General features: G+C 53.8%; 19 protein-coding genes. 8 read left to right on the forward strand and 11 right to left on the reverse strand.

The genetic code is table 11. From position 1 onward, the window contains the following. Positions 1-167: 167 nt before the first annotated feature. The 10 genes from U869_RS0101225 to U869_RS0101270 all read right to left on the reverse strand — a co-directional run bounded on the left by U869_RS0101225 (position 168) and on the right by U869_RS0101270 (position 10,649). Positions 168-479, reverse strand: coding sequence for a hypothetical protein (locus U869_RS0101225; protein ID WP_025119105.1), 312 nt, complete (start codon positions 477-479; stop codon positions 168-170). Between the two features lie 363 nt (positions 480-842). Further along, positions 843-1,697, reverse strand: a complete 855-nt coding sequence (locus U869_RS0101230) for a tagatose bisphosphate family class II aldolase (RefSeq protein WP_025119104.1) — start codon at positions 1,695-1,697, stop codon at positions 843-845. Positions 1,698-1,706: 9 nt separating this feature from the next. Beyond that, entirely contained in the window at positions 1,707-2,852 is a 1,146-nt protein-coding gene (locus tag U869_RS0101235; protein WP_025119103.1) for an SIS domain-containing protein, read from the reverse strand. 214 nt (positions 2,853-3,066) lie between these two features. Next, positions 3,067-3,837, reverse strand: a complete 771-nt coding sequence (agaR, locus tag U869_RS0101240) for a transcriptional repressor AgaR (protein WP_025119102.1) — start codon at positions 3,835-3,837, stop codon at positions 3,067-3,069. Between the two features lie 333 nt (positions 3,838-4,170). Beyond that, positions 4,171-5,079: an ROK family protein gene (locus U869_RS0101245; protein ID WP_025119101.1), complete on the reverse strand. Its 909-nt coding sequence runs from the start codon at positions 5,077-5,079 to the stop codon at positions 4,171-4,173. 19 nt (positions 5,080-5,098) lie between these two features. Next, on the reverse strand, positions 5,099-6,370 hold the full coding sequence (locus tag U869_RS0101250) for a Gfo/Idh/MocA family protein (protein WP_025119100.1): 1,272 nt from the start codon (positions 6,368-6,370) through the stop codon (positions 5,099-5,101). Between the two features lie 16 nt (positions 6,371-6,386). Beyond that, a complete protein-coding gene (locus U869_RS0101255; protein WP_025119099.1) occupies positions 6,387-7,523 on the reverse strand; it encodes an ABC transporter ATP-binding protein in 1,137 nt (378 codons plus the stop codon). A 24-nt stretch (positions 7,524-7,547) separates the two neighbouring features. Then, a complete protein-coding gene (locus U869_RS0101260; RefSeq protein WP_025119098.1) occupies positions 7,548-8,366 on the reverse strand; it encodes a carbohydrate ABC transporter permease in 819 nt (272 codons plus the stop codon). Between the two features lie 10 nt (positions 8,367-8,376). Next, positions 8,377-9,318 carry a carbohydrate ABC transporter permease gene (locus tag U869_RS0101265; RefSeq protein WP_025119097.1) on the reverse strand — a complete coding sequence of 314 codons (942 nt, stop codon included), beginning with the start codon at positions 9,316-9,318 and terminating at the stop codon, positions 8,377-8,379. 77 nt (positions 9,319-9,395) lie between these two features. Then, on the reverse strand, positions 9,396-10,649 hold the full coding sequence (locus U869_RS0101270) for a sugar ABC transporter substrate-binding protein (protein WP_025119096.1): 1,254 nt from the start codon (positions 10,647-10,649) through the stop codon (positions 9,396-9,398). A 463-nt stretch (positions 10,650-11,112) separates the two neighbouring features. Here U869_RS0101270 and U869_RS0101275 point away from each other — a divergent pair, with 463 nt between their 5' ends. The 4 genes from U869_RS0101275 (at position 11,113) to U869_RS0101290 (ending at position 16,316) form a co-directional block, all read left to right on the forward strand. Beyond that, positions 11,113-12,774 carry a DUF4091 domain-containing protein gene (locus U869_RS0101275; protein ID WP_025119095.1) on the forward strand — a complete coding sequence of 554 codons (1,662 nt, stop codon included), beginning with the start codon at positions 11,113-11,115 and terminating at the stop codon, positions 12,772-12,774. A 193-nt stretch (positions 12,775-12,967) separates the two neighbouring features. Beyond that, complete coding sequence (locus tag U869_RS0101280) at positions 12,968-14,677, forward strand: lysophospholipid acyltransferase family protein (protein WP_025119094.1); 1,710 nt, start codon at positions 12,968-12,970, stop codon at positions 14,675-14,677. A 72-nt stretch (positions 14,678-14,749) separates the two neighbouring features. Then, a complete protein-coding gene (locus U869_RS0101285; protein ID WP_025119093.1) occupies positions 14,750-15,532 on the forward strand; it encodes an N-formylglutamate amidohydrolase in 783 nt (260 codons plus the stop codon). A gap of 73 nt (positions 15,533-15,605) precedes the next feature. Beyond that, positions 15,606-16,316, forward strand: a complete 711-nt coding sequence (locus tag U869_RS0101290) for a flagellar brake protein (RefSeq protein ID WP_025119092.1) — start codon at positions 15,606-15,608, stop codon at positions 16,314-16,316. A gap of 100 nt (positions 16,317-16,416) precedes the next feature. Here the strand turns inward: U869_RS0101290 and U869_RS0101295 are convergent, their stop codons facing one another. Beyond that, positions 16,417-17,256, reverse strand: a complete 840-nt coding sequence (locus U869_RS0101295) for a PfkB family carbohydrate kinase (RefSeq protein ID WP_025119091.1) — start codon at positions 17,254-17,256, stop codon at positions 16,417-16,419. A gap of 206 nt (positions 17,257-17,462) precedes the next feature. Between U869_RS0101295 and U869_RS0101300 the strand changes: the two genes are divergently transcribed. From U869_RS0101300 to U869_RS0101315, 4 genes are all read left to right on the forward strand, one after another. Next, complete coding sequence (locus tag U869_RS0101300) at positions 17,463-18,542, forward strand: LacI family DNA-binding transcriptional regulator (protein WP_029987216.1); 1,080 nt, start codon at positions 17,463-17,465, stop codon at positions 18,540-18,542. A gap of 146 nt (positions 18,543-18,688) precedes the next feature. Beyond that, positions 18,689-21,766: a beta-galactosidase gene (locus U869_RS0101305; protein ID WP_025119090.1), complete on the forward strand. Its 3,078-nt coding sequence runs from the start codon at positions 18,689-18,691 to the stop codon at positions 21,764-21,766. A gap of 57 nt (positions 21,767-21,823) precedes the next feature. Beyond that, positions 21,824-23,077, forward strand: coding sequence for an MFS transporter (locus tag U869_RS0101310; protein ID WP_025119089.1), 1,254 nt, complete (start codon positions 21,824-21,826; stop codon positions 23,075-23,077). Positions 23,078-23,096: 19 nt separating this feature from the next. Continuing rightward, on the forward strand, positions 23,097-23,286 hold a 190-nt coding region (locus U869_RS0101315), incomplete at its 3' end, for a maltose acetyltransferase domain-containing protein (RefSeq protein WP_025119088.1).

Below are 23,286 nucleotides of genomic sequence, written 5' to 3' on the forward strand. Positions count from 1 at the left end.
GGATGTGATGGCGGATTTCGGACATGTTGATGGGACGGGTTAATAGCAAAAAAGAGGGTTACCCATTATAGGTAACCCCCGAGAGGCATATCTCTAAAAATGTTTTTAAAATAACAAAAAATATTTTAATGGAATAATTGTATGATAATACCTTTTGGTACTTAAGATTAGTTGTAAGATAGCGTAATTCGTTGCAGTGAAGGTTGATTCGCGACCATTTCACTCACGGGTGGCGACATTAATTCCGAGCCCATATTATCCAAGGGCATTTGGATGAACTCATTAGTTTTAGCGGCAGTTTCCCGATAGCAACTGGATATATATTGACCACCACTGCGTGCAATCACACATGTTGGAGCACTGATTTTGCCAGAAAACTGGATGCTTCCTGTCATTGAGTTATTAATAACGTCATGTTTTGCATGGAGTAAAAAAGGTGCGACGGTTAACATGGCCAAAGCGGCAATAATATATTTCATAAGCTATTCCTATTAGCATAAAGTAAAACCACCCATTAACAAAAAGTTGCTATTTACCGATCAAATGAACGGGTATTACTGGGCGGTTTAATTTCCAACGTTACTATAATAAGTTGAATAAACAATATTAACGGCAACCATTCGTTAATTGAATTTAATAGTAGAGATGGCTCGCCGGTAAAACTATGATTTAGATCATGGTGCAGGGGATTTACGGGGTAAACGAGGAATAAAAGTGATTAATGTGATAATTATAACATTTTTTATGCTACTTATAATAACGTTGGTTACTTTAAATATCGCAAATAATGTAAAGGCCGCATTTTAATCTTGGCTCTGCGGCCGTCACCTTACTCTTCAGAGTTACAGCATGCCGGCGCTGCCACAGATACGGATTTTCTCTGCCACCACCTCTTTCATCGCCAACTTGCCAGGGACGATGTACTTACGCGGATCGTTGGCCTCTGGATGCTGGGAGAAGTAGCTCTTGACCGCATCGGCAAACGCGATTTTGAGTTCGGTTGCCACGTTCACCTTACATACCCCGAGCGAGATGGCCCGCTTGACCATCGCTTCCGGAATACCGGAGGCACCATGCAGTACCAGCGGGATCTCCAACTGTTCACGGATCAGCGCCAGACGGTCAAAATCCAGCTTGGGTTCCCCGTGGTATAGCCCATGTGCTGAACCGATGGCGACGGCCAGGGAGTCGATCCCTGTGGCCGCAACAAACTCACGGGCGGCGTTGGGGTCGGTATAAAAGCCGTCTGCGGCATCGACAATCAGATCGTCTTCCTGACCGCCCAGGCGGCCAAGTTCCGCTTCTACGCTGGCACCATAGCGATGGCACAGTGCGACAGCCTGCGCAACCAGCGCGATATTCTGCTCAAAAGGCAGGTGTGAGCCATCGATCATCACCGAACGGATCCCGGCTCTGACCTTGGTGGCGATGTCCTCGAGTTCTTCGTGATGATCCAGATGCAACGCCAGCGGCAGGTCATGGCGTTTGGCCGCCGAGCGGCAGATCCCCACCAGATAATCGGTTCCTGCATAGCTGAAGGTACCCGGCGTTCCGGCCATAATCACCGGAGATTGCAGCTCGGCGGCGGTTTCCGCTATTACCTGCACCGTTTCAAGATTGTGTACGTTGAACGCGGGCACGGCATAGCCCTGTTTTTGCGCTTTCAGCAGCATTTCGCGGTTGGATATCAGGTACATGGCGCCTCCTTACAGCTCGGCAGAAGAGTATGGGTAAATGGTTACGCCTTTCACCACGCGGTTGACTTCACCGGTCGGGCAAGGGTTATCCGGTGTCAGGCCGCGCGCCAGCGAAGTCTCAAACGCCAGCATCTGTGCAAACAGCAAATAGGGGAACAACAGCCAGATATCATCGGTGGGTTCTGGCCGATCGGTTGCCGAGTTGCCAGGCGCGACGATCTGTCTGGCTAATCCGTCACGCTGCAATTCATCCCACAAATCCTGCTCATAACGGTGGGTGTAGCGGTTACTCGATGGCATTAACAGCACCAACGTCTGCGGATCGACCATGAATTTAGGACCGTGGCGCAGGCCCAGTGGCGAATCGTAGCGGGTGACGATCTGCCCGGCGGTCAGCTCCAGCATTTTCAGCGAAGCTTCCTCTGCCAGGCCGGTGAAGCAACTGCTGCCGAGCACGATGTAACGGTTAAAGCCGCTGTTGGCCAGGGTTTTCACCTGAGATTGCTGTGTTTCACGCAGTGCTTTACAGCATTCGATCATTTGCGCCAGCGGTTGGCGGGCATCGTCTAGCGAATAGGGGCCCAATAGCAACGCGGTGCTCAGCATCATGCAGCTGAAGCTGGAGGTCATGGCAAAGCTCTGGTCGTTTGAACCTTGTGGCATCACCAGGGCAAAGACGTTTTCACGGCCATGTGCATAGTTGGCCAACTGGCTATCCGGGTTACACACCAGCATCAGGTGATAACAGTGGGGCAGCAACTGATCGGCCAGCGCCACCGAAGCGACGCTTTCCGGGCTGTTGCCGGAACGGGCGAAAGATACCATCAACGTTGGGCGCGATGGGTCGAGAAACTGCAGCGGGTTGGCGACGATATCCGTCGTGCCATAGGCCGCAACGTCACGGCCGGTTTTTTCCCGCAGCCAAGGGGCCAAGGCCCGGCCGGCAAAGGCTGAACTGCCAGCACCGCATAACACGATCTGTAAGCGCGGGTTTTGCAGCAGGGGCGTCAGGAAAGCGGAGCATTGCTCCTGCTGGGCGACCAACTGCTTATGCAGTGCAGCCCAAAGGTCCGGCTGCTGCCAAATCTCACGGGCGGTATGCAGCGCATGATGTTGCTCCAGCCAGTCCGCATCGTAAGAAAAATAACCTGTCATGATGGTAACTCCTTAAAAAATAGAACGATGAATACGGTTGCCCCTCACCCTAACCCTCTCCCACAGGGGACAGCATTTGGTACCCTTTCACTCCTGAATCTGACCTTGGCACGGGCGCAGCATGCAGCGCCCCTACGTAGCGCCACATTAGCTGCCAACGACGCTGAACTGGCTCCCTCTCCCTGTGGGAGAGGGATGGGGTGAGGGGGGGATCTCACTGGTCGGCAATAATCACCTCGACCCCCAGATTTTGCAGCGCATGCAGGTAATTGGTCGGTATGCGGCTGTCAGTAACCAGCCGCTGGATCTGGCCTATCTCGCGGATCATGCAGAAACTGCTGCGGCCAAACTTGCTGGCGTCAACCACCGCAATCACTTCGCGAGCCACTTCGCACATGGCGCGGTTGAGCTGTGCCTCACCGGGGTCTGGCGTCGTGATCCCTCCCACCAAATCAAAACCGTCAACGCCGAGGAAAAATTTATCAAAGCGATATTGGCGAATATGCTGCTCGGCAGCGGGGCCATACAGCGACCAGGATTTGCGGCGTACGCTACCGCCGACCACCATCAGATCCACCTGCTCGTTGCTGGCCAATTCGAAGGCAATATTCAAGGCGTTGGTCATCACCACCAGGTCTTTCTTGCCTGCCAACTGCGTGGCCATCTGGCTAGTGGTGGAACCGGAATCGAGAATGATCGCATCACCGTCGTTCACTAACTCGGCGGCGGCACAGGCGATGGCGAATTTCACATCGCGGTTGATGCGCCCCTTGTCTTGTAGCGGGCGATCGAAGGCGAACTGCTTGTTGAGCATCGCACCGCCGTAGGCACGCACCGCACAGCCACTTTTCTCCAGGTGGCGCAGATCGCTGCGAATGGTGACGGTAGAGACGGCAAACTGGCTGCTCAACTGTTCCACGCGCACCGTGCCTTCGCGACATAGCTGGTCGATAATTAATTCCCGCCGTTTTACGGTATTGATCATTAATAGGTGACTCCTGATTTACCCGTAGCAAACCCCGGCCGGGGCCTGGTGGCCTCAGCAAGTCTTACTGGTGTATTTTCAGTCTTTCGTTGCAAATTACAGCAAACGAAACCGCGCAACGCAATCGAAAAATTTAAATATAGTCTTATATTTCAGTTGTTTATTTAACTTACATCTTTCAGTTGGTCATCAACTGAAAGCCGCATGGAAATAAACCGAAAACCGGTAATGCCTTATTTAACCGGCGAAATTCCCGTTTGGCGTACCGGTTAATTCCGCCGTGGATGAAAGCCACCCACGATCATTAATGCAGGTGAGCTTTCCTTAATTATTTTATTGCCAGCTTTGGCGCAGCAGTGCCGCACCGCGTACTCCGCTGCTGTCGCCATACACCGGGGGATAAACCATCGCCGGTTCAGTCCCCGGCAATAACCAGCGGCTCATGGCGCTGGGCAGTTGTGCATAGAGTTCGCTCACGTTGGAAAGACCGCCGCCCAGCACGAAGGCATCCACATCCAGCAGGAGTTGCAGGCTGGCCAACGCGCTGGACAGGATATCGAGGTAGATCAGCATCAGGTGTTGCGCTAACGGATCGCCTTGGCGGTAACTGGCGATCAGTGCCGGGACGTTGGCCGCGCCATGGCCAAAGTGTTGGCTAAGAGCTAACAGACCGCTGCCGGACACGTAACGCTCAAAGCAGCCAGTCAAACCACAGTTGCAGACAAACAGCGGCAGATCGTAACGCTGTGCCAACTGGGCGGAGATAGGCGTATGACCCCATTCGCCAGCCAGCCCATTGCGGCCCTTGTGTAGCCGTTTGTTCATCACCAGCCCACCACCAGCTCCGGTGCCGATAATGGCACCGAACACCACTTCCAGTTGCTCGGTCTGAGGCGTGCTGGCCTCCGAAAGGGCAAAGCAGCGGCAATCGTTTTCAATCTCCACCGGCCGTGACAGTTCCTGGGTCAGGTCGTCCGCCAGGCAGTGGCCGGTCAGGCAGGGGACGTTTACCGCCAACTGTCTGCGGCTGCGTGGATCGGTGATCCCAGGCAAACCAATGCCGATACTGCCTTGGGTGTGCAGGTTGCGATCGGCCTGATTGACCAGTTGTGCAATGCAGGAGAGAAACTCGCGGTAGTCGCCGGTAGGCGTACTGATGCGCTGACAAAACACCTGATTCAACTGGGCATCGTAGGCGGCCATTTCAATTTTGGTGCCGCCAATGTCGAAACCGTAACGCATAGCTTGTGTCGCCACGGCTTTACTCCTTACCCAAAGTGATGATCGCGTTTTCCCGCCGGGCGCGTTCGGCGGCAAATACCATCAGGTGGCTTTGCAGGGTCTCCTGCGGGCCAGACAGCACCTGCGCCGGATCGTTGGCGCGCACGGCGGCGATAAAGTGCTGCATCAGATAATAGTCGCCACCGCCGTGGCCGGACATGGTGTGCAAATCCTCGGCCTCATCCACGTCATACTGCGTTTCCCGGTCGTCGAGGAAGGAGGTAATGCGGATATAGCGGCCATCGCCTTCCAGGCACCCCTGGCTGCCAAAAATGCGCGTCTTGCGATCTTCCATCTTCGTGAAGGCGGTCATGGTAAAGGCGGCGGTGCGGCCACCGCTGAACTGCATATTCACTACCTGATGGTCCACCACGTTGTTATCACAGCGGTAGACACAGCGGCCATAAGGGCCATTACGCAGTGCGGCGACCAGATGTTCCTGATCGACTTCTGGCGTCAGTACACGCAGGAAGCCCGGTGTTGCCTTGTGATTGTCGCCAAGGTAAATGCGTTTGGCGGAATAGGGACATTCGGCCTCCACGCCGCAATCCAGGCAGTTATCCGCTGCGCCCTGAGGCTGGTTTTCCTGGCGGAAGTGGCGTAAGCCACCAAATGAGCTGACCTGTTCGCAAGGGGTATCCATCACGTAGCGGATCCAGTCGATATCGTGACAGGATTTCTGTAACAGCATAAAGGCTGCCTGTTGGTCGTTGCGCCAGTTGCCGCGCACGAAGGAGTGGGCCTGATGCCAATAGCCCACCGGCTCCAGATGTTGCAGGCTGACGATGTCGCCGATCACCTTATCGCGCAGCAACTGCTTGAGTTTCTGGGTATAGCGGGTATAGCGCAGCACGTGGCCCACGGAGAAGATGATCCCCTGACGCTCGACTTCTTCCACGATGGCGCGGCACTCACTCTCATCCGGTGACAGCGGTTTCTCCAACAGCATGTGGTAACCCTGTTTGGCGAAGGCCAGGGCCGGTGCCAGATGCAAGGTATCCTGGGTACAGATCATGACTGCATCGGCCAATTTGCCCGCTGCTACGGCCTGCTGCCAGTCGGTAAAGACGTTTTCGGGGGTTATGTTGTGCTGATCCACAAACTGCTGGCGATAGGTAGCGCGCGGTTCAGCCACCGCCACCACCTGCATCAGATCCGGGTGAGCCAGCGCGTAGCGTGAATAAATCTCCCCGCGCGCACCGGCGCCAATCACCAAGACGCGTACCGGACGATCGTTATAGTCATTAGACATTGCAAATTGCTCCGTATTATCCCAATGAATGGGTAGCGTTATTATTCAGGTTGTCGCCGCTGGCCTGATCGAACAGGTGGGCGCGGGTCAAATCAAACGTCAGGTGGATCTGCTCGCCGAGGCTTGGTTCCCAGTCGGGTTGGGAAACTATGCGCAGGACGAAGCGCAATCCGGCCAGTTCGCAATGCAGTAACTCTTCGTTCCCCATGCGCTCAATGGTGACAATCCGTGCTGGGAAGCAGTTACTTGTGCCGGCAGCACACAGGCGTAGGGCTTCGGGGCGGATCCCCAGGCAAACGCGTTGATGCGGATAGTCTTCCAACTGCTTTTCCAGCGCAGGCGGCAGGGTTAGCCGATAATCATCGTCAATACGCAGTTGCGTACCCTGAGCGCTGCGCAACAGATCCAGATCGTGCAGATTCATCGACGGGCTGCCGATAAACTCGGCGACAAAGCGGTTGGCAGGGTGGTGATACAGGTTGATTGGCTTATCCACCTGCATGATGGTGCCCCGATTCATTACGCAGATACGGTCACCCATAGTCATCGCTTCGACCTGATCGTGCGTCACATACACCATGGTGGCGGCAGCGCCTTCCTGTTTCAGCCGGTTGTGCAGTTCGATGAGCTGCACACGCATGGAAACACGCAGCTTGGCGTCCAGGTTGGAGAGCGGTTCGTCGAACAGAAACACCTTGGGTTTACGCACGATGGCACGTCCAACCGCCACGCGCTGGCACTGGCCACCGGAGAGTTGGCCGGGCTTGCGGTGCAACAGGTTGGTGATTTCCAGCTTCTCGGCCGCATCCTGCACCCGCCGGTCAATCTCTGCCTTGCTCTCTTTGCCAATCAGCCCAAAGGCCATGTTCTTGTAGACGGTCATATGCGGATAGAGCGCATAGTTCTGAAACACCATCGCGATACCACGATCTTTGGGCATGGTGTCGTTAACGCAGCGATCGTGGATCATGATCTGTCCTTCGCTGACGCTTTCCAGCCCGGCGATCATGCGCAACAGCGTGGATTTGGCGCAGCCGGAAGGGCCGACAAACACCATGAACTCACCGTCTTTGATATCCAGATCCACGCCATGTAACGCCCGGAAACCGTTGGGATAGACCTTTTTCACACTGTTTAATTGAATACCGGCCATGTCTGTTTACCTTATTGTTCTCGGTTAGCCTTTAACGCCAGCACTGGCGATACCCTGGATGAAATAACGTTGGAAAAGAATGAACAGCATCAGCATCGGGATCACCGCCATCAGGGCACCAGCCATCAGCAGCGGGTATTCCACCCCGGCACGGCTGGACAGCGATGCCAGCCCCACCGGCAGCGTCAATTTCTCGGTGGTGGTATTGACGATCAACGGCCACATCAGGTTATTCCAACTCCATAAGCCGTTGATGATGATGCAGGCGATGATGCCGGGGCGGATCAGTGGCAGCATGATGCGCCAGAAGATGGCGAAGTAGCTGTAACCGTCGATCAGCGCCGCCTCTTCCATCTCTTTCGGTACCGCCAGAAAGAACTGCCGCAGCAGGAAGGTGGCGTAAATACTGAAGATCCCCGGCAACACCAGACCGGTAATGCTGTTGACCAGCCCCATTTTCTGAATCACCAGGAACTGCGGGATCAAAAACGCCTGGCCGGGCACCATCAGGATCGAGATACACACCAGGAACACCGCGTCACGGCCCCGAAAGTGCAGGCGCGAGAAGCCGTAGGCGGCCATGGTGGCGATCACCATCTGCAACGTCACGGTGGAAAAGGTCGCCAGCAGCGAGTTGATGTAGAAATCGGCAAAAGGGATTTCACGCATGATCTTGCCGTAGGCCTGCAAGCTGGGGTTTTCCGGTAGCAGGGTCAGCGGGATCTGGATGCTTTCGGCCTGGGTTTTCAGCGAGGTCACCAGCATCCAGATAAAGGGCACCACCGAGGCCAGCGCCGCCAGTGTCATAAACAGATAGACCAGGGCTCGTTTGCTTATTGTCATCAGCGGCTCCTCAGCTCACTCTCAGGCGTTTGCCGATCGCCATCTGTACCAGCGTGATCAACAGGGTTACGGCGAATAACACCACCGTGATGGCAGAGGCGTAGCCTTTCTCTTGCAGATAGAAGGCGTATTTGTAGAACAGGTTGGTGATGGTCATGACGTCACCCTCTACCAGGGCACGGTCGAACATCAGGAACACCACGTCGAAGATTTGCAGGATTTCGATGAAGCTCATCACCGACACAAAGAACAGCGTCGGCACCATCATCGGCAGCGTGATAAAGAAGAAACGGCGCAGCGTGCTGATACCGTCGATATCGGCGGCCTCATACAGCTGACGGGGGATGCTTTGCAAACCGGCCAGCAGGATGATGATTTTCAGCGCCAACGACGACCAGATAATGATGATGGACACGCTGATGCGCACCACGTCCGGATCGGAAAGCCAGGCCACCGGCGCGATGTGCAGCAGGCTTAGCCCTTGGTTAATCAGCCCAAAATCCTTGTTGAACAGCCATTGCCACACCATCGCCACTGCGGCAGGCATGGTCACCGCCGGTAAGAACAGCAGGGTGCGTAGCAGCGCTTTTCCGCGGATGTTCTGGTTCAACCCAATCGCCAGCAGCAACGACAGCAGCAGGATTATCGGCACGCACACCACCACATAAAACAGGGTGTTGAAGGCAGCGGTATAGAAGTCATCGTCCTCAAACAGGTTGATGTAGTTGTCAAAGCTGATGGTCGTCCAGCTCATAAACTGGTTGAGGTCGGTAAAGCTGTAAAAAATGTTCTGTAAAAACGGGATGAAGTAAAACACCACCAAACCGATCACCAGCGGCAGGATCATTATCCAGCCCCAGAAGCGCTCGCTGCGCTCCAGGCGGCTCAATGCGGCACGAGGTTTGCTCTTTGCCTGTTGTATGTTGGCCGTAGCCGTTTCTGCCAGCGACATGTCGCCATTCCTCACCTTTGACTGCTCAGTGTTGCCGCTGCGGCCCACCTTCGGGCAGGCAGACCGCTACGGGGAAATTACTGCTCCATGATGCGTTCGATCTTCTTGACCGACTTATCCATTTCCGTACGGGCATCCGCGCCCATAAAGATTTTCTTCAGGCTGCCGATCCACATGTTTTGCCACTTCGGCGTGTTGGTGCCTGCGGTGGGATAGGCTTCGGTCACTTCCAGCGTCTGGATGTACGGTGAGACATCAACCTTTTTGACTTCCGCTGCCCAGGCTTTGGCCGCGACTTTGTTGGCAGGGATCACCACCTTCGCCAGGGTGGCCTGCGAGGCTTCGCTGCTCATGAATTCGATGTATTTCCAGGCTTCCTGTTTGTGGGCGCTCTTGGCCGACATGGCATATGCCAGGCTGTGGGCCACGCCAGACTGACGCTCGATTTTCGGCATCATCACCACGCCGATGTGGTCGTTAATCAGGGGATTGTTGGCGAACGGTGCGGCCAACCAGGAACCGGCATACACCATGGCGGCGCGGTTGGATTGGAAGATATTCTCGGTTTTCACTTCGCTCATTTGCTGGGCGGTCGGCATCAGGCCGTCTTTCATCATGCCTTGCAGCTGCTGATAGACCCAGATGGCGTTGTCGTTGGCGATATCGGTCGGTTGGCCATCTTTCGGCACGATATGGTTACCTTTCTGGAACAGCAGGTTCATATAGCTGTCCTGACCGTCGATACTGAGATCCATCACCAGCGGGAAGGCGCTGCCTTTCAGGCCGGTTTGTAGCTCGGCGGCCTTTTTCTTCATATCATCCCAACTCCAGTCGCTGGTGGGATAGCTGACGCCGGCCTGATCGAACAGTTTTTTATTGTACCACACGGCGATGGAATCGACATCGCGCGGGATGGCCATCTGCTGACCGTCGTACTGATAAGCCTTGACGGAGCTGGCGACGATATTATCCAAATTAACCGCGCCGTCTTTTAAATAGTTCCCCAGCGGTTGCATAATGCCGTTTTTAGCATATTGCACAAAATAGGGCATATTAATCCAGAATATATCTGGTGCGACACCACCAGCGGCAGCGGAGTCTAATTTGACAAAGTATTGCGCAGCGGGAGTTAATTCTATTTCCACTTTGACATTCGGATTGGCCTGTTCAAATCGCTTGGCAATTTCCTGTTCGGCAGGTAATTGGTTTCGATCCCAAACGGCATAGCGTAGCGTGATCTGATCGGCGGCATATAACATGGTTGGCAATAATAAAGCGGCTGCAACAGCGGAATGCAACAGAAAACGTCCGGCGTTTTTTCTAGGTGACATTGCTTTACCCTCGGTGTCGGCGAATGAATTTTTTGGTGAACGTGATTTCTTTCTATCCCTTAACTTTCAATGTGTCAATCTAGCCATTCTGCCCAAAAATGGGGCGCTTATCTTTCACTGTTGTTAACAATGAAAGCTCAAAGCCACCAATCGAAAGCCTTTTTTTGTTGATAAAATGTTAATGCGGAAGGGTGTGAATCCGTTGTCGTGCGGCAGTTATGGCTTACCGAGGTCATAGGATTAACTGATAACCCTTGCACCATGATGGGGATTAAAAACGTTTTTATTGTGCAGCCTGCAGCATCTTTCATTTTTGTGATGCAAATAAACAAAAAAATAATTTTTTAGCTCGATGAGGGACCGTGCAGCAGCTTTTTTTGTTGGCCTATATTGCCTGTGGTGATAAAACGCGCTAGCCTGAAATTAATTAAACCCCACCGCAAAATAAAATAGGCCAGCTATTATGCGTCTCACGCTACTATTTACCCATTGTCTGGAAAAGGTATTTCATCGTCAGTCTTCGCCCCAGGTCGAACAGCAAAACCAATTCAGCTGCCTGAATAATGAAACCTTCTCATGGCAAGGGGTGTATTGCCTTTACCGTGAGGATAATGAAACCCGCCGGGAATTACGCTATCAACTTGAAGGGCCATTGGCCGAAGATATCAGCGTGCGCCATGTGCAGTCGGTACCCAGCCACTTTCCCTGCTATGCCGAGACGGATGAGAATTATCTCACTACCGAGCCAGGGCTATTTCCCGACCCGCTGATGCCGATCCAGGATCGGCGTTTTTTTGCCGCCTGCCGTTATTACGCCAGCCTGTGGCTGACCTTGACGCCGCCAGCGCAGGGTATTGCCGGAGGCGACTATCCGTTGACGCTGCGGTTGTTCGATCATGAGACGGGTGAGGAGCTGGTCGCTGCCAATATGACGTTGCACGTGGTGCCCGCCGCCTTGCCAAAGCAGCGACTGCTGCACACCGAATGGCTACATACTGACTGTTTGGCGGACTACTATCAGATTGCGGTGTTCAGCCCGCAATACTGGCAGGCAGTACGCAACTTTGTACGTAACGCGGCGGCAAATGGCGTAAATATGCTGCTAACGCCAATCTTCACGCCACCACTGGATACCGCCATCGGCGGCGAACGAACCACCGTACAATTGGTTGGAGTGCAGCGCACCTCCGCAGGTTATCAGTTTGATTTCGAACGGCTGGCACAATGGGTGGAACTGGCGCAGGAAGAGGGGATTGAACACTTCGAAATTGCTCACCTGTTCACCCAATGGGGCGCGGCGCATGCGCCAAAGATCGTGGTGGAAATAGCGGGAGAAACGCAGCCGCTGTTTGGCTGGCATACCGATGCGCACGGCAGCGAATATCAGCAGTTTCTACAAGCAATGATGCCAGCGCTGACTGGTTGGTTCCGGGCGCGAGGTCTGCAACAACACGTATGGTTCCATATCTCGGATGAACCTAAACTGGAGAATATCGCCGCCTACCAGCGCGCCAGCGATTCACTGCGCCCATTGTTGGACGGGTTCCGCACCTTCGATGCGCTGTCTGACTTTGACTTCTATCAGCGCGGCTTGGTGGAAACCCCGGTAGTGGCCACCGATCATATCGAACCGTTCCTGGAGCATCAAACGCCCCAGCTATGGGCCTATTATTGCTGCGTACAAAAAACCGAGGTAGCCAACCGATTCTTTGCCCAGCCTTCGGCCCGTAACCGCATTCTGGGGATCCAACTGTATCTGTACAACATTAGTGGTTTCCTCCACTGGGGCTACAACTTCTATAACAGCAGCCATTCGCGGGAAAAACTGAATCCCTATGCGGTGACCGACAGCGGCAACGCATTTCCCTCGGGCGATCCTTTTGTGGTTTATCCCGGGCCGGAAGGGATGCCGATAGAATCGCTGCGTTTACGGGTGTTCCATCAGGGGCTACAGGATCTGCGGGCGTTGCAACTGCTGGAAAGCCTGACCGATCGCGCCACGGTAGAGCAGTTGATCGATCGGGAACTGGGAATGCGTATCACCTTTAAACGCTATCCTCATCAGGCCTCCGCATTGTTGCGGCTACGGGAGCAGGTCAACTCCCGGATAGAGGAGGCGCTGTAACAGGATGCCCCTCACCCCAACCCTCTCCCAAAGGGCAAGGGAGCTAGTTCAGCGTCGTTGTGCGTAGGGGCGCTGCATGCTGCGCCTGTGTCAAGGTCAGATGCGGGGGATTTCATCTTTTCGTCATAAAACTGACACGTTCAGGTCATACCACTGGCTTAAGTTTGCAGCGACGAGGCCAGGAGATGACCCGATGTTTACTTTGGATAGCTTGCTGCAAGATGCCTTCCCCCAGCGTACCCCCCCAGCTTGGCAGCGTAGTCTGCTCAGAAGTTTAGTGTTTGAAAAAGAATTCAAACAGTTCGCCGCCGATTATCCCCATCTGAAAGGACTCGATCTGATCGAACAGGTGGTGGACTACTTTAACCTGAGCTGTGAGCTGGTCGACGGCGATCTGGAAAACATCCCCAGCCAAGGCCCGGTGGTGCTGGTTGCCAATCATCCTATCGGTTCTCTGGATGGGCTAGTGTTGTTACGTGCGGTGGCGGCAGTTCGGCCAGACGTCAAAGTCGTGGCCAACCAGTTGCTGAGCCATATCGAACCGTTGCGCAGCCTGTTTGTGCCGGTTGATAACCTGGGCAACCGTACCAACCGTCAGCAGATCGAGGCCATGCAGGCCCAGTTGGATAAGCAGGGCGTATTGATCCTGTTCCCCGCAGGGGAAGTGTCACGTATGAGCCCCAAAGGGATCCGCGACGGCCACTGGCACACCGGCTTTCTCCGGCTGGCTGCCAAGGCACGAGCGCCGATCGTGCCTATTCATATCGGCGCTCGTAACAGCAACCTGTTCTACTTCACCTCGCTGATTTACCGTCCTTTATCCACTTTGTTGTTGGTGCGCGAGATGTTTAAACAGCGCGGTGGACGGATCAAGATCCGTATCGGTGGGCGCATTCCTTTTGCTCAATGGCACGATGGCCATACCCATGCTCGCGATCTTGCCGAACGTTTCCGTCGCCATGTGTATCGGCTTGGTCAGGGGAAGCCGGGGCTGTTTACCAGCGAATCGGCTATCGCCTTGCCGGAAGATCGCCTCGAATTGAAGAAAGCGTTGGCCGCCTGCGAACGGTTGGGCAGCACGCCGGATGGTAAAACCATTTTCCTCTATCGCCGTCAGGGCGAGGCAAGGGCACCGATCCTGCGTGAACTTGGTCGCCTGCGTGAAATTGCGTTTCGCGCCGTAGGTGAAGGCTCTGGGCGGCGACGTGACCTGGACAGTTATGATGACGACTATTATCACCTGGTGCTATGGGATGAGGAGGAGCTGGAAATTGTTGGCGCTTATCGCTTTATTCCCACGGCACCGCAGTTGACCAACAAAGGGCTGGAGGGGATCTACAGCAACAGCCTGTTCCATTACGATCGCGATATGATGCCGATCCTGGCGCAGGGGATTGAACTGGGCCGCAGCTTTATCCAACCGGCCTACTGGGGTAAGCGCGGTCTGGACTACTTATGGCTGGGCATCGGTGCCTATCTGGCCAAATACCCACAGTATCGGTACCTGTTCGGTCCGGTGTCTATTTCAGGCGGTATGCCGGTTGCCGCCCGCGATTTGTTGATTGCCTTCTATCGTCTCTATTTCTCCCCAGACCATGCCATAGCCCAATCGCGGCAGCCTTATCCTGCCTCGTTACCGCAGGTGCTGGCACAATTTGCCGGTGATGACTATCAGCAGGATCTGGTGCGTTTGAAAAGCCTGTTGAGCAATATCGGCTGTTCGATCCCCACGTTGTATAAGCAATACACCGAACTGTGTGAGCCTGGAGGTGTACAGTTTATCGACTTCGGCACCGATCCGGCGTTTAACCACTGCATCGATGGCCTGGTATTAGTGGATCTGACGCGGCTGAAGTCTGCCCGTTATCAGCGCTATATTGCGGTACATCAAACACCCCGTTAAATTTCCTGCTGTAAGTTGGTAGCCGGCTTGGGGATCGCCTAGAATTAGCGCTTTCCTGCGCCGGAGTCCTCTATGTACCATCCCTATACCCCAACCTTGTTGTCTGCCGATGAGCCTGCGGCCGTCAGTGTTGAGTTGCCACAGGCGACATCGCCATTCTTACTGCTGTGCGACCACGCGGGGCAGGCCATCCCAAAACGACTGGGCGATCTTGGGCTGGTCAGCGGAGACATTGACCGCCATATCGGCTGGGATATCGGTACGCTGGCGGTTTCCCGCCGTCTGGCTCAGCAGTTGGACGCGACATTAATCCATCAACACTACTCGCGTTTGGTGATCGACTGTAACCGAACGCCGGGGATTGTCAGCTCTATCCCTTCGTTATCCGAAGTTACGCCGATCCCCGGCAACCAAGGGATCAGCGCAGCCGAAGCGGGTGCTCGTGAACAGGAAATATTCCAACCTTACCACCAGGCGATCAATCACACGTTAGCCAGTCGTCGTGCTAATAACCAAGCCAGCGCGGTGATTGCCATGCACAGCTTTACGCCAGTATTTAAAGGCGATGCGCGACCCTGGCAGGTGGGATTACTGTTTAACCGCCACCCCCAATTTGCCTTGCTGCTGGCGGAATTGCTACGCGAAGAAGGGGACTTGCAGGTAGGTATCAACGAGCCTTATGCAATGACCGATGCAACCGATTACACGCTGCCAAATCATGCGGAGCGCCAGGGATTACCCTATGTGGGTATCGAGATCCGACAGGATTTAATCGGGGACAGTGCGGGTCAGGCAGCATGGGCTGCGCGTTTTGCCCGTCTATTGCCGTTATTATGGCAACGCTGGGAAATTTGACTTTAGTATTGATGACGGTGATGATTAGCGTAAGGAAATCGTAAGCGTCGATGGATTATACCGGGAGTGACGGGTGGAACATATTGATAACGGACGGTTTATCAAGCAGGAGCGTTTTGAGGTTTTGGCCATATTGCGCGACATTTATAAGCAAAGAACGCCGCTGCGTGTCGTTAATCAACAGCATGAATTCAACAGCCAATTGGTGAGCGTTGGCGCTGATAATATCGTCTTTGACTGCGATGCTCTGGAGCAGATCCCCGGAGGAAAATTCAACATTGTGATCGAAAATCACGATGCGAAAATCGAGTTCTCCGTCGAACAGGCGCAACTGACCGAGCATAATGACCTGCCGGTTTACGAGGCGCGCCTGCCGAAGCAACTGGTTTATATCCAACGCCGACGTCAGTTACGCATTACTACGCCGCATTGGCGTGAGTTCTTCTGCAACGGGGAAAACAGCGACGGGACCCCGTATCAACTACGCATTCATGATCTTTCGCCTGGTGGCGTTGGTCTGCGTATCGATGGCGAAGTGCCTGCCCATATGCAGCCGGGGTTGGTGTTCAATAAGGCGCAGCTGGATTTGGGGGATTACGGCAAGTTCAAGGTCAATATGGAACTGATCGCCGTGAATGACGATCATGATATTGATGAAGACGAAACGCATCATTTCACCCGCCTGTCCTGTCGGTTTATCAAAATGGGGATGCTGACCGAGCGCAAAATTCAAAGCGTGGTATTTGCATTTGAGCTGGATTTCAACAAGAAGAAAAAGCGCTGAGTCCCGCAAGTGAGCCAGCCGGTGCTCATGAAGAATCACTATACTTTCAATCTAACTCGATCGGTTCCCTCTCCCTGTGGGAGAGGGTTAGGGTGAGGGGTTATTTCAGCGCCCGCAGGTGGCCGATTTCCTGCCAGCCGTGCCGCGCAGCATCTTCCAATACCGCACACACCTCATGGATTGCCGTCGGCACCGCCTTGCTGAAAGGTTCCCCTTGCAGCAAATGGGCAATTAACAGCGCGGTGAACATGTCACCGGTCCCTTTCACCGGCGAATCGATTTTGGCATGGGTGAAGCTTTGCGCTTCGTCGGCAGTCACCAGCAGCAGGCCAACTTCTTGCTCATTGTTCGCCACACCAGGTGCACTGGTGACCAGTACCCACTGAGTATTGCCTTTGAGTAACGCCCGTGCAGCCTGTTCGGTTTGCTCGCGCGTAGTCAACGCCATACCGCACAGTTGCTCAAGTTCAAAACCATTTGGCGTCAGACCATGGGCCAGATTGAGGTACGGCGAGCGATAGCGTTCAACCAGGCGTTTATCGACGTAAACCCCTTCGCCGTAATCGCCCATCACCGGATCGATATAGATCTTGATGCCTGGATTAAGCGCGATCACTCGCGGTAGCCAATCGGCCAGAATATGGCACTGCGCCACGTCACCCAGATAACCGATAATGATGGCTCGTGCGCGGCAGACGACTTCACGGGCGATCAGATCTTCCAGAAAGCCGCTGAACCATTCGCTGGAGATCGCTCCCCCGTGCGGCGCGCCGTAATAGGGCGGGCAACCAAACAACACGCTCGGTACCTGCAACACCTCCAGGTTCTTCTTCAACAACGTGCGGTAGGCAATGCCATTCCCCACGCTACCGTAGACCACCTGCGACTGAATGGTGATCACATCAATGGGTGGTGGCCGCAGTTTAGAGCCTTGTTGCATGTAGACTTCCTTGGTTCATAGTTATTCAAGCGCAACGGTCGGCAGCAATAACCTGCCGAGGTAGGGAAGTTTAACCTATTGAAGGGCTTGGCTACAGTATTGCCGTAGAGGTATTTGATGATTTTTACCCGGTCAGTGGATCCGGTCTGATGGCGAAAAAAATGTTGAGGTGTGGCATGATACTGCCTGAAAAAGTGGAATTCAGGATGATGAATGTGAAACCGGTAACGCTGTACGATGTCGCAGATCATGCAGGCGTCTCCTATCAGACAGTCTCGCGAGTGGTGAATCAAGCGGATCACGTTTCTGCCAAAACTCGTGAGAAAGTTGCAGCGGCGATGGCGGAACTGAATTACATCCCCAACCGTGTTGCCCAACAGTTGGCAGGAAAGCAGTCACCCTTGATCGGCGTGGCAACCACCAATCTGGCATTGCATGCCCCTTCGCAGATTGTCGCCGCCATCAAATCACGTGCCGACCAGTTGGATGCCAGCGTGGTGATCTCCATGGTTGAGCGTAGTGGGGTGGAAGCGTGTAAAGCTGCGGTGCTCAACCTGCTGGCACGGCGAGTCACCGGGATAATCATCAATTTCGCTCTCGAAGAACAAGACGCCATCGCTATTGCTGCTACCTGTGGCAACGTACCAGTGCTGTTCCTTGATGTCAGCGATCAAACGGCAGTCAATAGTGTCATATTTTCACACGACGACGGTGCGCGACTTGGGGTCGAACATCTGGTGCAATGTGGCCATCAACAGGTCGCGTTACTATCTGGCCCGCACACGTCAGTTTCTGCACGCTTGCGATTGGCGGGTTGGCATAAATACCTGCAACACTATCAGTTGCAACCGATGGCTGAAATTGCCGGAGACTGGAGTGCCATGTCCGGGTTCCAGCAAACCTGCCAATTACTCAATAGCGGGAAAATCCCCACCGCAATGCTGGTCGCCAACGATCAGATGGCGCTGGGAGCCATGCGGGCGATTAGCGAGTTTGGGCTGCGCGTCGCTAACGATATTTCGGTGATTGGTTACGACGATACCGACGACAGCTCCTGCTATATCCCTCCGCTGACCACCATCAGGCAGGATTTTCCGGTACTGGGGCAAAGCAGTGTGGACCGGATCATGCAAATCTCGCGTGGTGAACCGGTAGTCGGCAACCAGCTATTGCCCGTTACCTTGGTGGAACGCAAGACCGTCCTGCCACCGAACACATCGGGAGCCTCTCCTCAGCAACTGGCCGCATCATTGATGCAACTGGCACGGCAGATTTCACGTCTCTGACAGACCCCGGTTGCCCATACCGGCCTACATGCCATAAATTTGAGTCAGTTCACCAATTTAGATGTTCATCCTTTACAAGAAGGGTTTATTCGCTGTATACCCACAATTAAATGTGAGCGAGTAACAATTTAATAAAGGATGTTGGGATGAACCTGAATACTGATCGACTCGGCGTGGTACTGGCACGACGCGACTGGGAAAACCCTGGCGTGACGCAACTCAATCGTCTGGCTGCACATCCGCCGTTTTGCAGTTGGCGAAATGCTGATGATGCACGCAAAAATCAGCAGGCCAACCGGCTACGAAGCCTGAATGGCGCATGGAAATTTGCCTGGTTTGCCTCCCCTGAAGCGGTGCCTGACAGTTGGCGCTTAAGCGATCTCCCTCAGTCTGATACCATCAGCGTCCCATCCAACTGGCAGATGGCTGGTTACGATGCACCAATTTATTCCAATATTACCTATCCGTTCCCTGTCAATCCGCCGTATCTGCCAGCTGAAAATCCAACTGGATGTTACTCGCTCACATTTCATGTTGATGACTCTGAGCTTAACGACGGTCAGACCCGCATCATCTTTGATGGGGTGAACTCCGCCTTTCATCTGTGGTGCAACGGGCGCTGGATTGGTTACGGCCAGGACAGCCGTTTACCGTCTGAATTTGATCTCAGTGAGGTGCTGGTCAGTGGGGAAAACCGTCTGGCGGTGATGGTACTGCGCTGGAGTGATGGTAGCTACCTGGAGGATCAGGACATGTGGCGGATGAGCGGCATTTTCCGCGATGTCTCTCTGCTGCATAAACCGCTGATACACATCTGCGACCTGCGTATCAATACCCATTTCAACGATGACTTCAGTCGTGCTGTTCTGGCCGCAGACGTCAGGATCTCAGGTGAACCCGGTTACGATTTACGCATCACCCTGCAATTGTGGCAGGGTGAAACTTTGGTAGGTGAGGTCAGCGCTCCCCTTGGCAGTGAAATTATTGATGAACGTGGCGCCTATGCTGATCGCGCAACGCTGCGTCTGAATGTCGAACACCCGGCACTGTGGAGTGCCGAAACACCGAATTTGTATCGCAGTGTCATCCAACTGCATACCGTCGATGGCGTGCTGATTGAGGCAGAGGCCTGTGACGTCGGTTTCCGTCACGTCAGCATCGAAAATGGTCTGTTGCTGCTTAACGGCAAGCCACTGCTGATCCGTGGCACCAACCGCCATGAACACCACCCAGAACACGGGCAGGTCATGGATCGGGACACCATGGTGCAGGACATTCTGCTGATGAAGCAGCACAACTTCAACGCCGTGCGCTGCTCGCATTATCCGAATCATCCGTTGTGGTACAACCTGTGCGATCATTACGGGTTGTATGTGGTGGATGAGGCCAACATTGAAACCCACGGCATGGTGCCGATGAACCGCCTCTGTGACGATCCTGACTGGTTGCCAGCCATGAGCCAGCGTGTGACAAGAATGGTGCAGCGCGATCGAAATCATCCCAGCATCATTATCTGGTCACTCGGCAACGAATCTGGGCACGGCACCAACCATGATGCACTGTACCGCTGGATCAAGTCGGAAGATCCGTCACGCCCGGTGCAGTACGAAGGTGGCGGGGCGAATACGACCGCAACCGACATCATCTGCCCAATGTATGCCCGTGTCGATCAGGACCAGCCTTTCCCTGCGGTACCAAAATGGTCGATCAAGAAATGGCTTTCCATGCCGGGTGAGCAACGTCCGCTGATCCTGTGTGAATACGCCCACGCAATGGGTAACAGCCTGGGCGGCTACGCGAAATACTGGCAGGCATTCCGTCAATATCCGCGTTTACAAGGTGGTTTTGTCTGGGATTGGGTGGATCAGTCGCTGATTAAACATGATGAAAATGGCAACGCGTGGTCGGCCTATGGCGGTGATTTTGGCGATTTACCCAACGATCGTCAGTTCTGTATGAATGGATTGGTATTTGCGGATCGCACGCCACATCCAGCTCTGTTTGAAGCGAAACAGGCTCAGCAATTTTTCCATTTTGCCTTGCTGCCCGGCGCGGAACGCAAGATTGAGGTCACCAGTGAATACCTGTTCCGCCACAGTGACAACGAAGTGCTGTATTGGTCCATAGCTCAGGACGGTAAGGCGTTGGCTGACGGACAAGTGACGCTGAATATTGCGCCACAGGGCCGTCAAACGATCAGCCTGTCGGACGTGGCGTTGCCAGCCGATGCGGGTCAACTGTGGTTGACCGTGCGTGTTCAGCAGCCACAAGCGACAGCCTGGTCGCAAGCCGGGCACGTTAGTGCTTGGCAACAGTGGCCATTGGAACAGCAGCTTGATATCAAACTTCCGTTACGCGCCAGTGTGAGCCCACAACTTGCTGTCAGCGAAACCACGTACAACGTGGCATTGAGCAATAAACGCTGGGAATTCTGCCGTCGGCAGGGTGTATTGACGCAATACTGGATTGGCAGTGAAGTACAGTTGTTAAGCCCGCTGCTCGATCAGTTCACCCGAGCGCCGCTGGATAACGATATCGGTGTGAGCGAGGCCACCCGAATCGATCCCAACGCCTGGGTCGAGCGCTGGAAGGCGGCTGGTCATTACCATGCGCAAGCGGTGCTGCTGCAATGCGAAGCCGAAGCGCTGGCCAGCAGCGTATTGATCACTACGGCACACGCCTGGCAATATCAGGGCAAGACGCTGTTTGTCAGCCGGAAGAGCTATCGTATCGACGGCCATGGTGAAATGCAGATTACGGTGAATGTTGAGGTTGCCAGCGGGACACCGCCTCCGGCACGTATTGGGTTAAGCTGCCAGTTGGTGCAGGTAGCCGAACGGGTGAGTTGGCTGGGACTTGGCCCGCATGAGAATTACCCGGATCGCCTGGCCTCTGCCTGTTTTGATCGTTGGGACCTGCCTTTAGGTGAAATGTATACACCTTATGTCTTCCCGAGCGAAAACGGCCTGCGCTGTGGAACGCGCGAGCTGAGTTATGGTTTACATCAATGGCGCGGCGACTTCCAGTTCAACATCAGCCGTTATAGCCAGCAACAACTGATGGAGACCAGCCATCGCCATCTGTTGCAGCCGGAAGCGGGCACCTGGCTTAATATCGACGGTTTCCATATGGGCGTTGGCGGAGACGATTCCTGGAGTCCTTCGGTCTCATCGGAATATCTGCTCGGATCCCAGCATTATCATTACCAATTAATGTTTGCCTGATAATAACAAGACCCGGGCAGCCCTGTGGTTGCCCGCTTTTGGCGTAAGGAAACCAAGATGTATTATTTGAAAAACACCAATTTCTGGATGCTCGGCCTGTTCTTCTTCTTCTACTTTTTTATTATGGGGGCTTACTTCCCATTCTTCCCCATCTGGCTGCATGATATCAATCATATCAGCAAGGGGGATACCGGTATTATATTTGCCTGCATCTCACTATTTTCACTGTTATTTCAACCGATATTTGGCCTGATGTCCGACAAGCTTGGCCTACGCAAGCATCTACTGTGGGTCATCACAGGTATGCTGGTGATGTTTGCCCCGTTCTTTATTTATGTATTTGGGCCACTATTAAAATTTAATATCTTGTTAGGCTCGATCGTTGGTGGGATCTATCTCGGTTTTATTTATAACGCCGGGGCTCCGGCTATCGAGGCCTATATTGAGAAGGCCAGCCGCCGCAGTCACTTTGAGTTTGGCCGAGCGCGGATGTTCGGCTGTGTAGGTTGGGCGTTGTGTGCGTCTATTGCTGGCGTGATGTTTACCATCAATAACGAATTTGTTTTCTGGCTGGGTTCCGGCTGCGCGGTGATCCTCGCTCTGCTGTTGTTCTTCTCACGTACGGATGTTCCGTCTTCCGCTACCGTGGCGGATGCCGTCGGTGCCAATCAGTCTGCTTTCAGTCTGAAACTGGCACTGGAACTGTTCAAACAGCCAAAGTTATGGTTTCTTGCGCTGTACGTTGTGGGCGTTTCCAGTACCTACGACGTATTTGATCAACAGTTCGCCAATTTCTTCACCTCTTTCTTCACCTCTGGGGAACAGGGGACACGCGTCTTTGGCTACGTTACCACCATGGGGGAATTGTTGAACGCTTCGATCATGTTCTTTGCGCCGCTGATCGTCAACCGCATCGGTGGCAAGAACGCGCTGTTGTTGGCGGGCACCATCATGTCGGTACGTATTATCGGCTCTTCATTTGCCACCTCGGCCTTAGAAGTAGTGATCCTCAAGACCCTGCATATGTTTGAGATCCCTTTCCTGATTGTTGGCTGTTTCAAGTACATAACCAGCCAATTTGAAGTGCGGTTCTCGGCAACCATTTACCTGGTGTGTTTCTGCTTCTTCAAGCAGCTGGCAATGATCTTTATGTCCGTTTTGGCGGGTAATATGTACGAAAGTATCGGTTTTCAGGGGGCTTATCTGGTACTGGGGATGGTAGCGTTGACCTTCACGCTGATTTCGGTATTCACGCTAAGCGGGCCAGGTCCTTTTTCCCGGCTACGTCTTCAAACGGGTAACGGTGTTTAATCAGTTCAGGAGAACGGCTATGAGCTTATCTATGCGCGAAAAGATAAAACAAGGAAAGCTTTACACCGATATGTGTGAGGGGCTGCCTGAAGAAAGATTGCGCGGGAAGGAATTAATGTATGAATTTAATCATACCCGCCCTTCAGAGGTCGAGAAAAGAACGGCGCTACTGCAGGCCATATTCGGAAAAATAGGGTCATGTATTCAAT

Origin of the sequence: Serratia sp. H1w (assembly GCF_000633355.1) — a bacterium.
Taxonomy (GTDB): domain Bacteria; phylum Pseudomonadota; class Gammaproteobacteria; order Enterobacterales; family Enterobacteriaceae; genus Chania.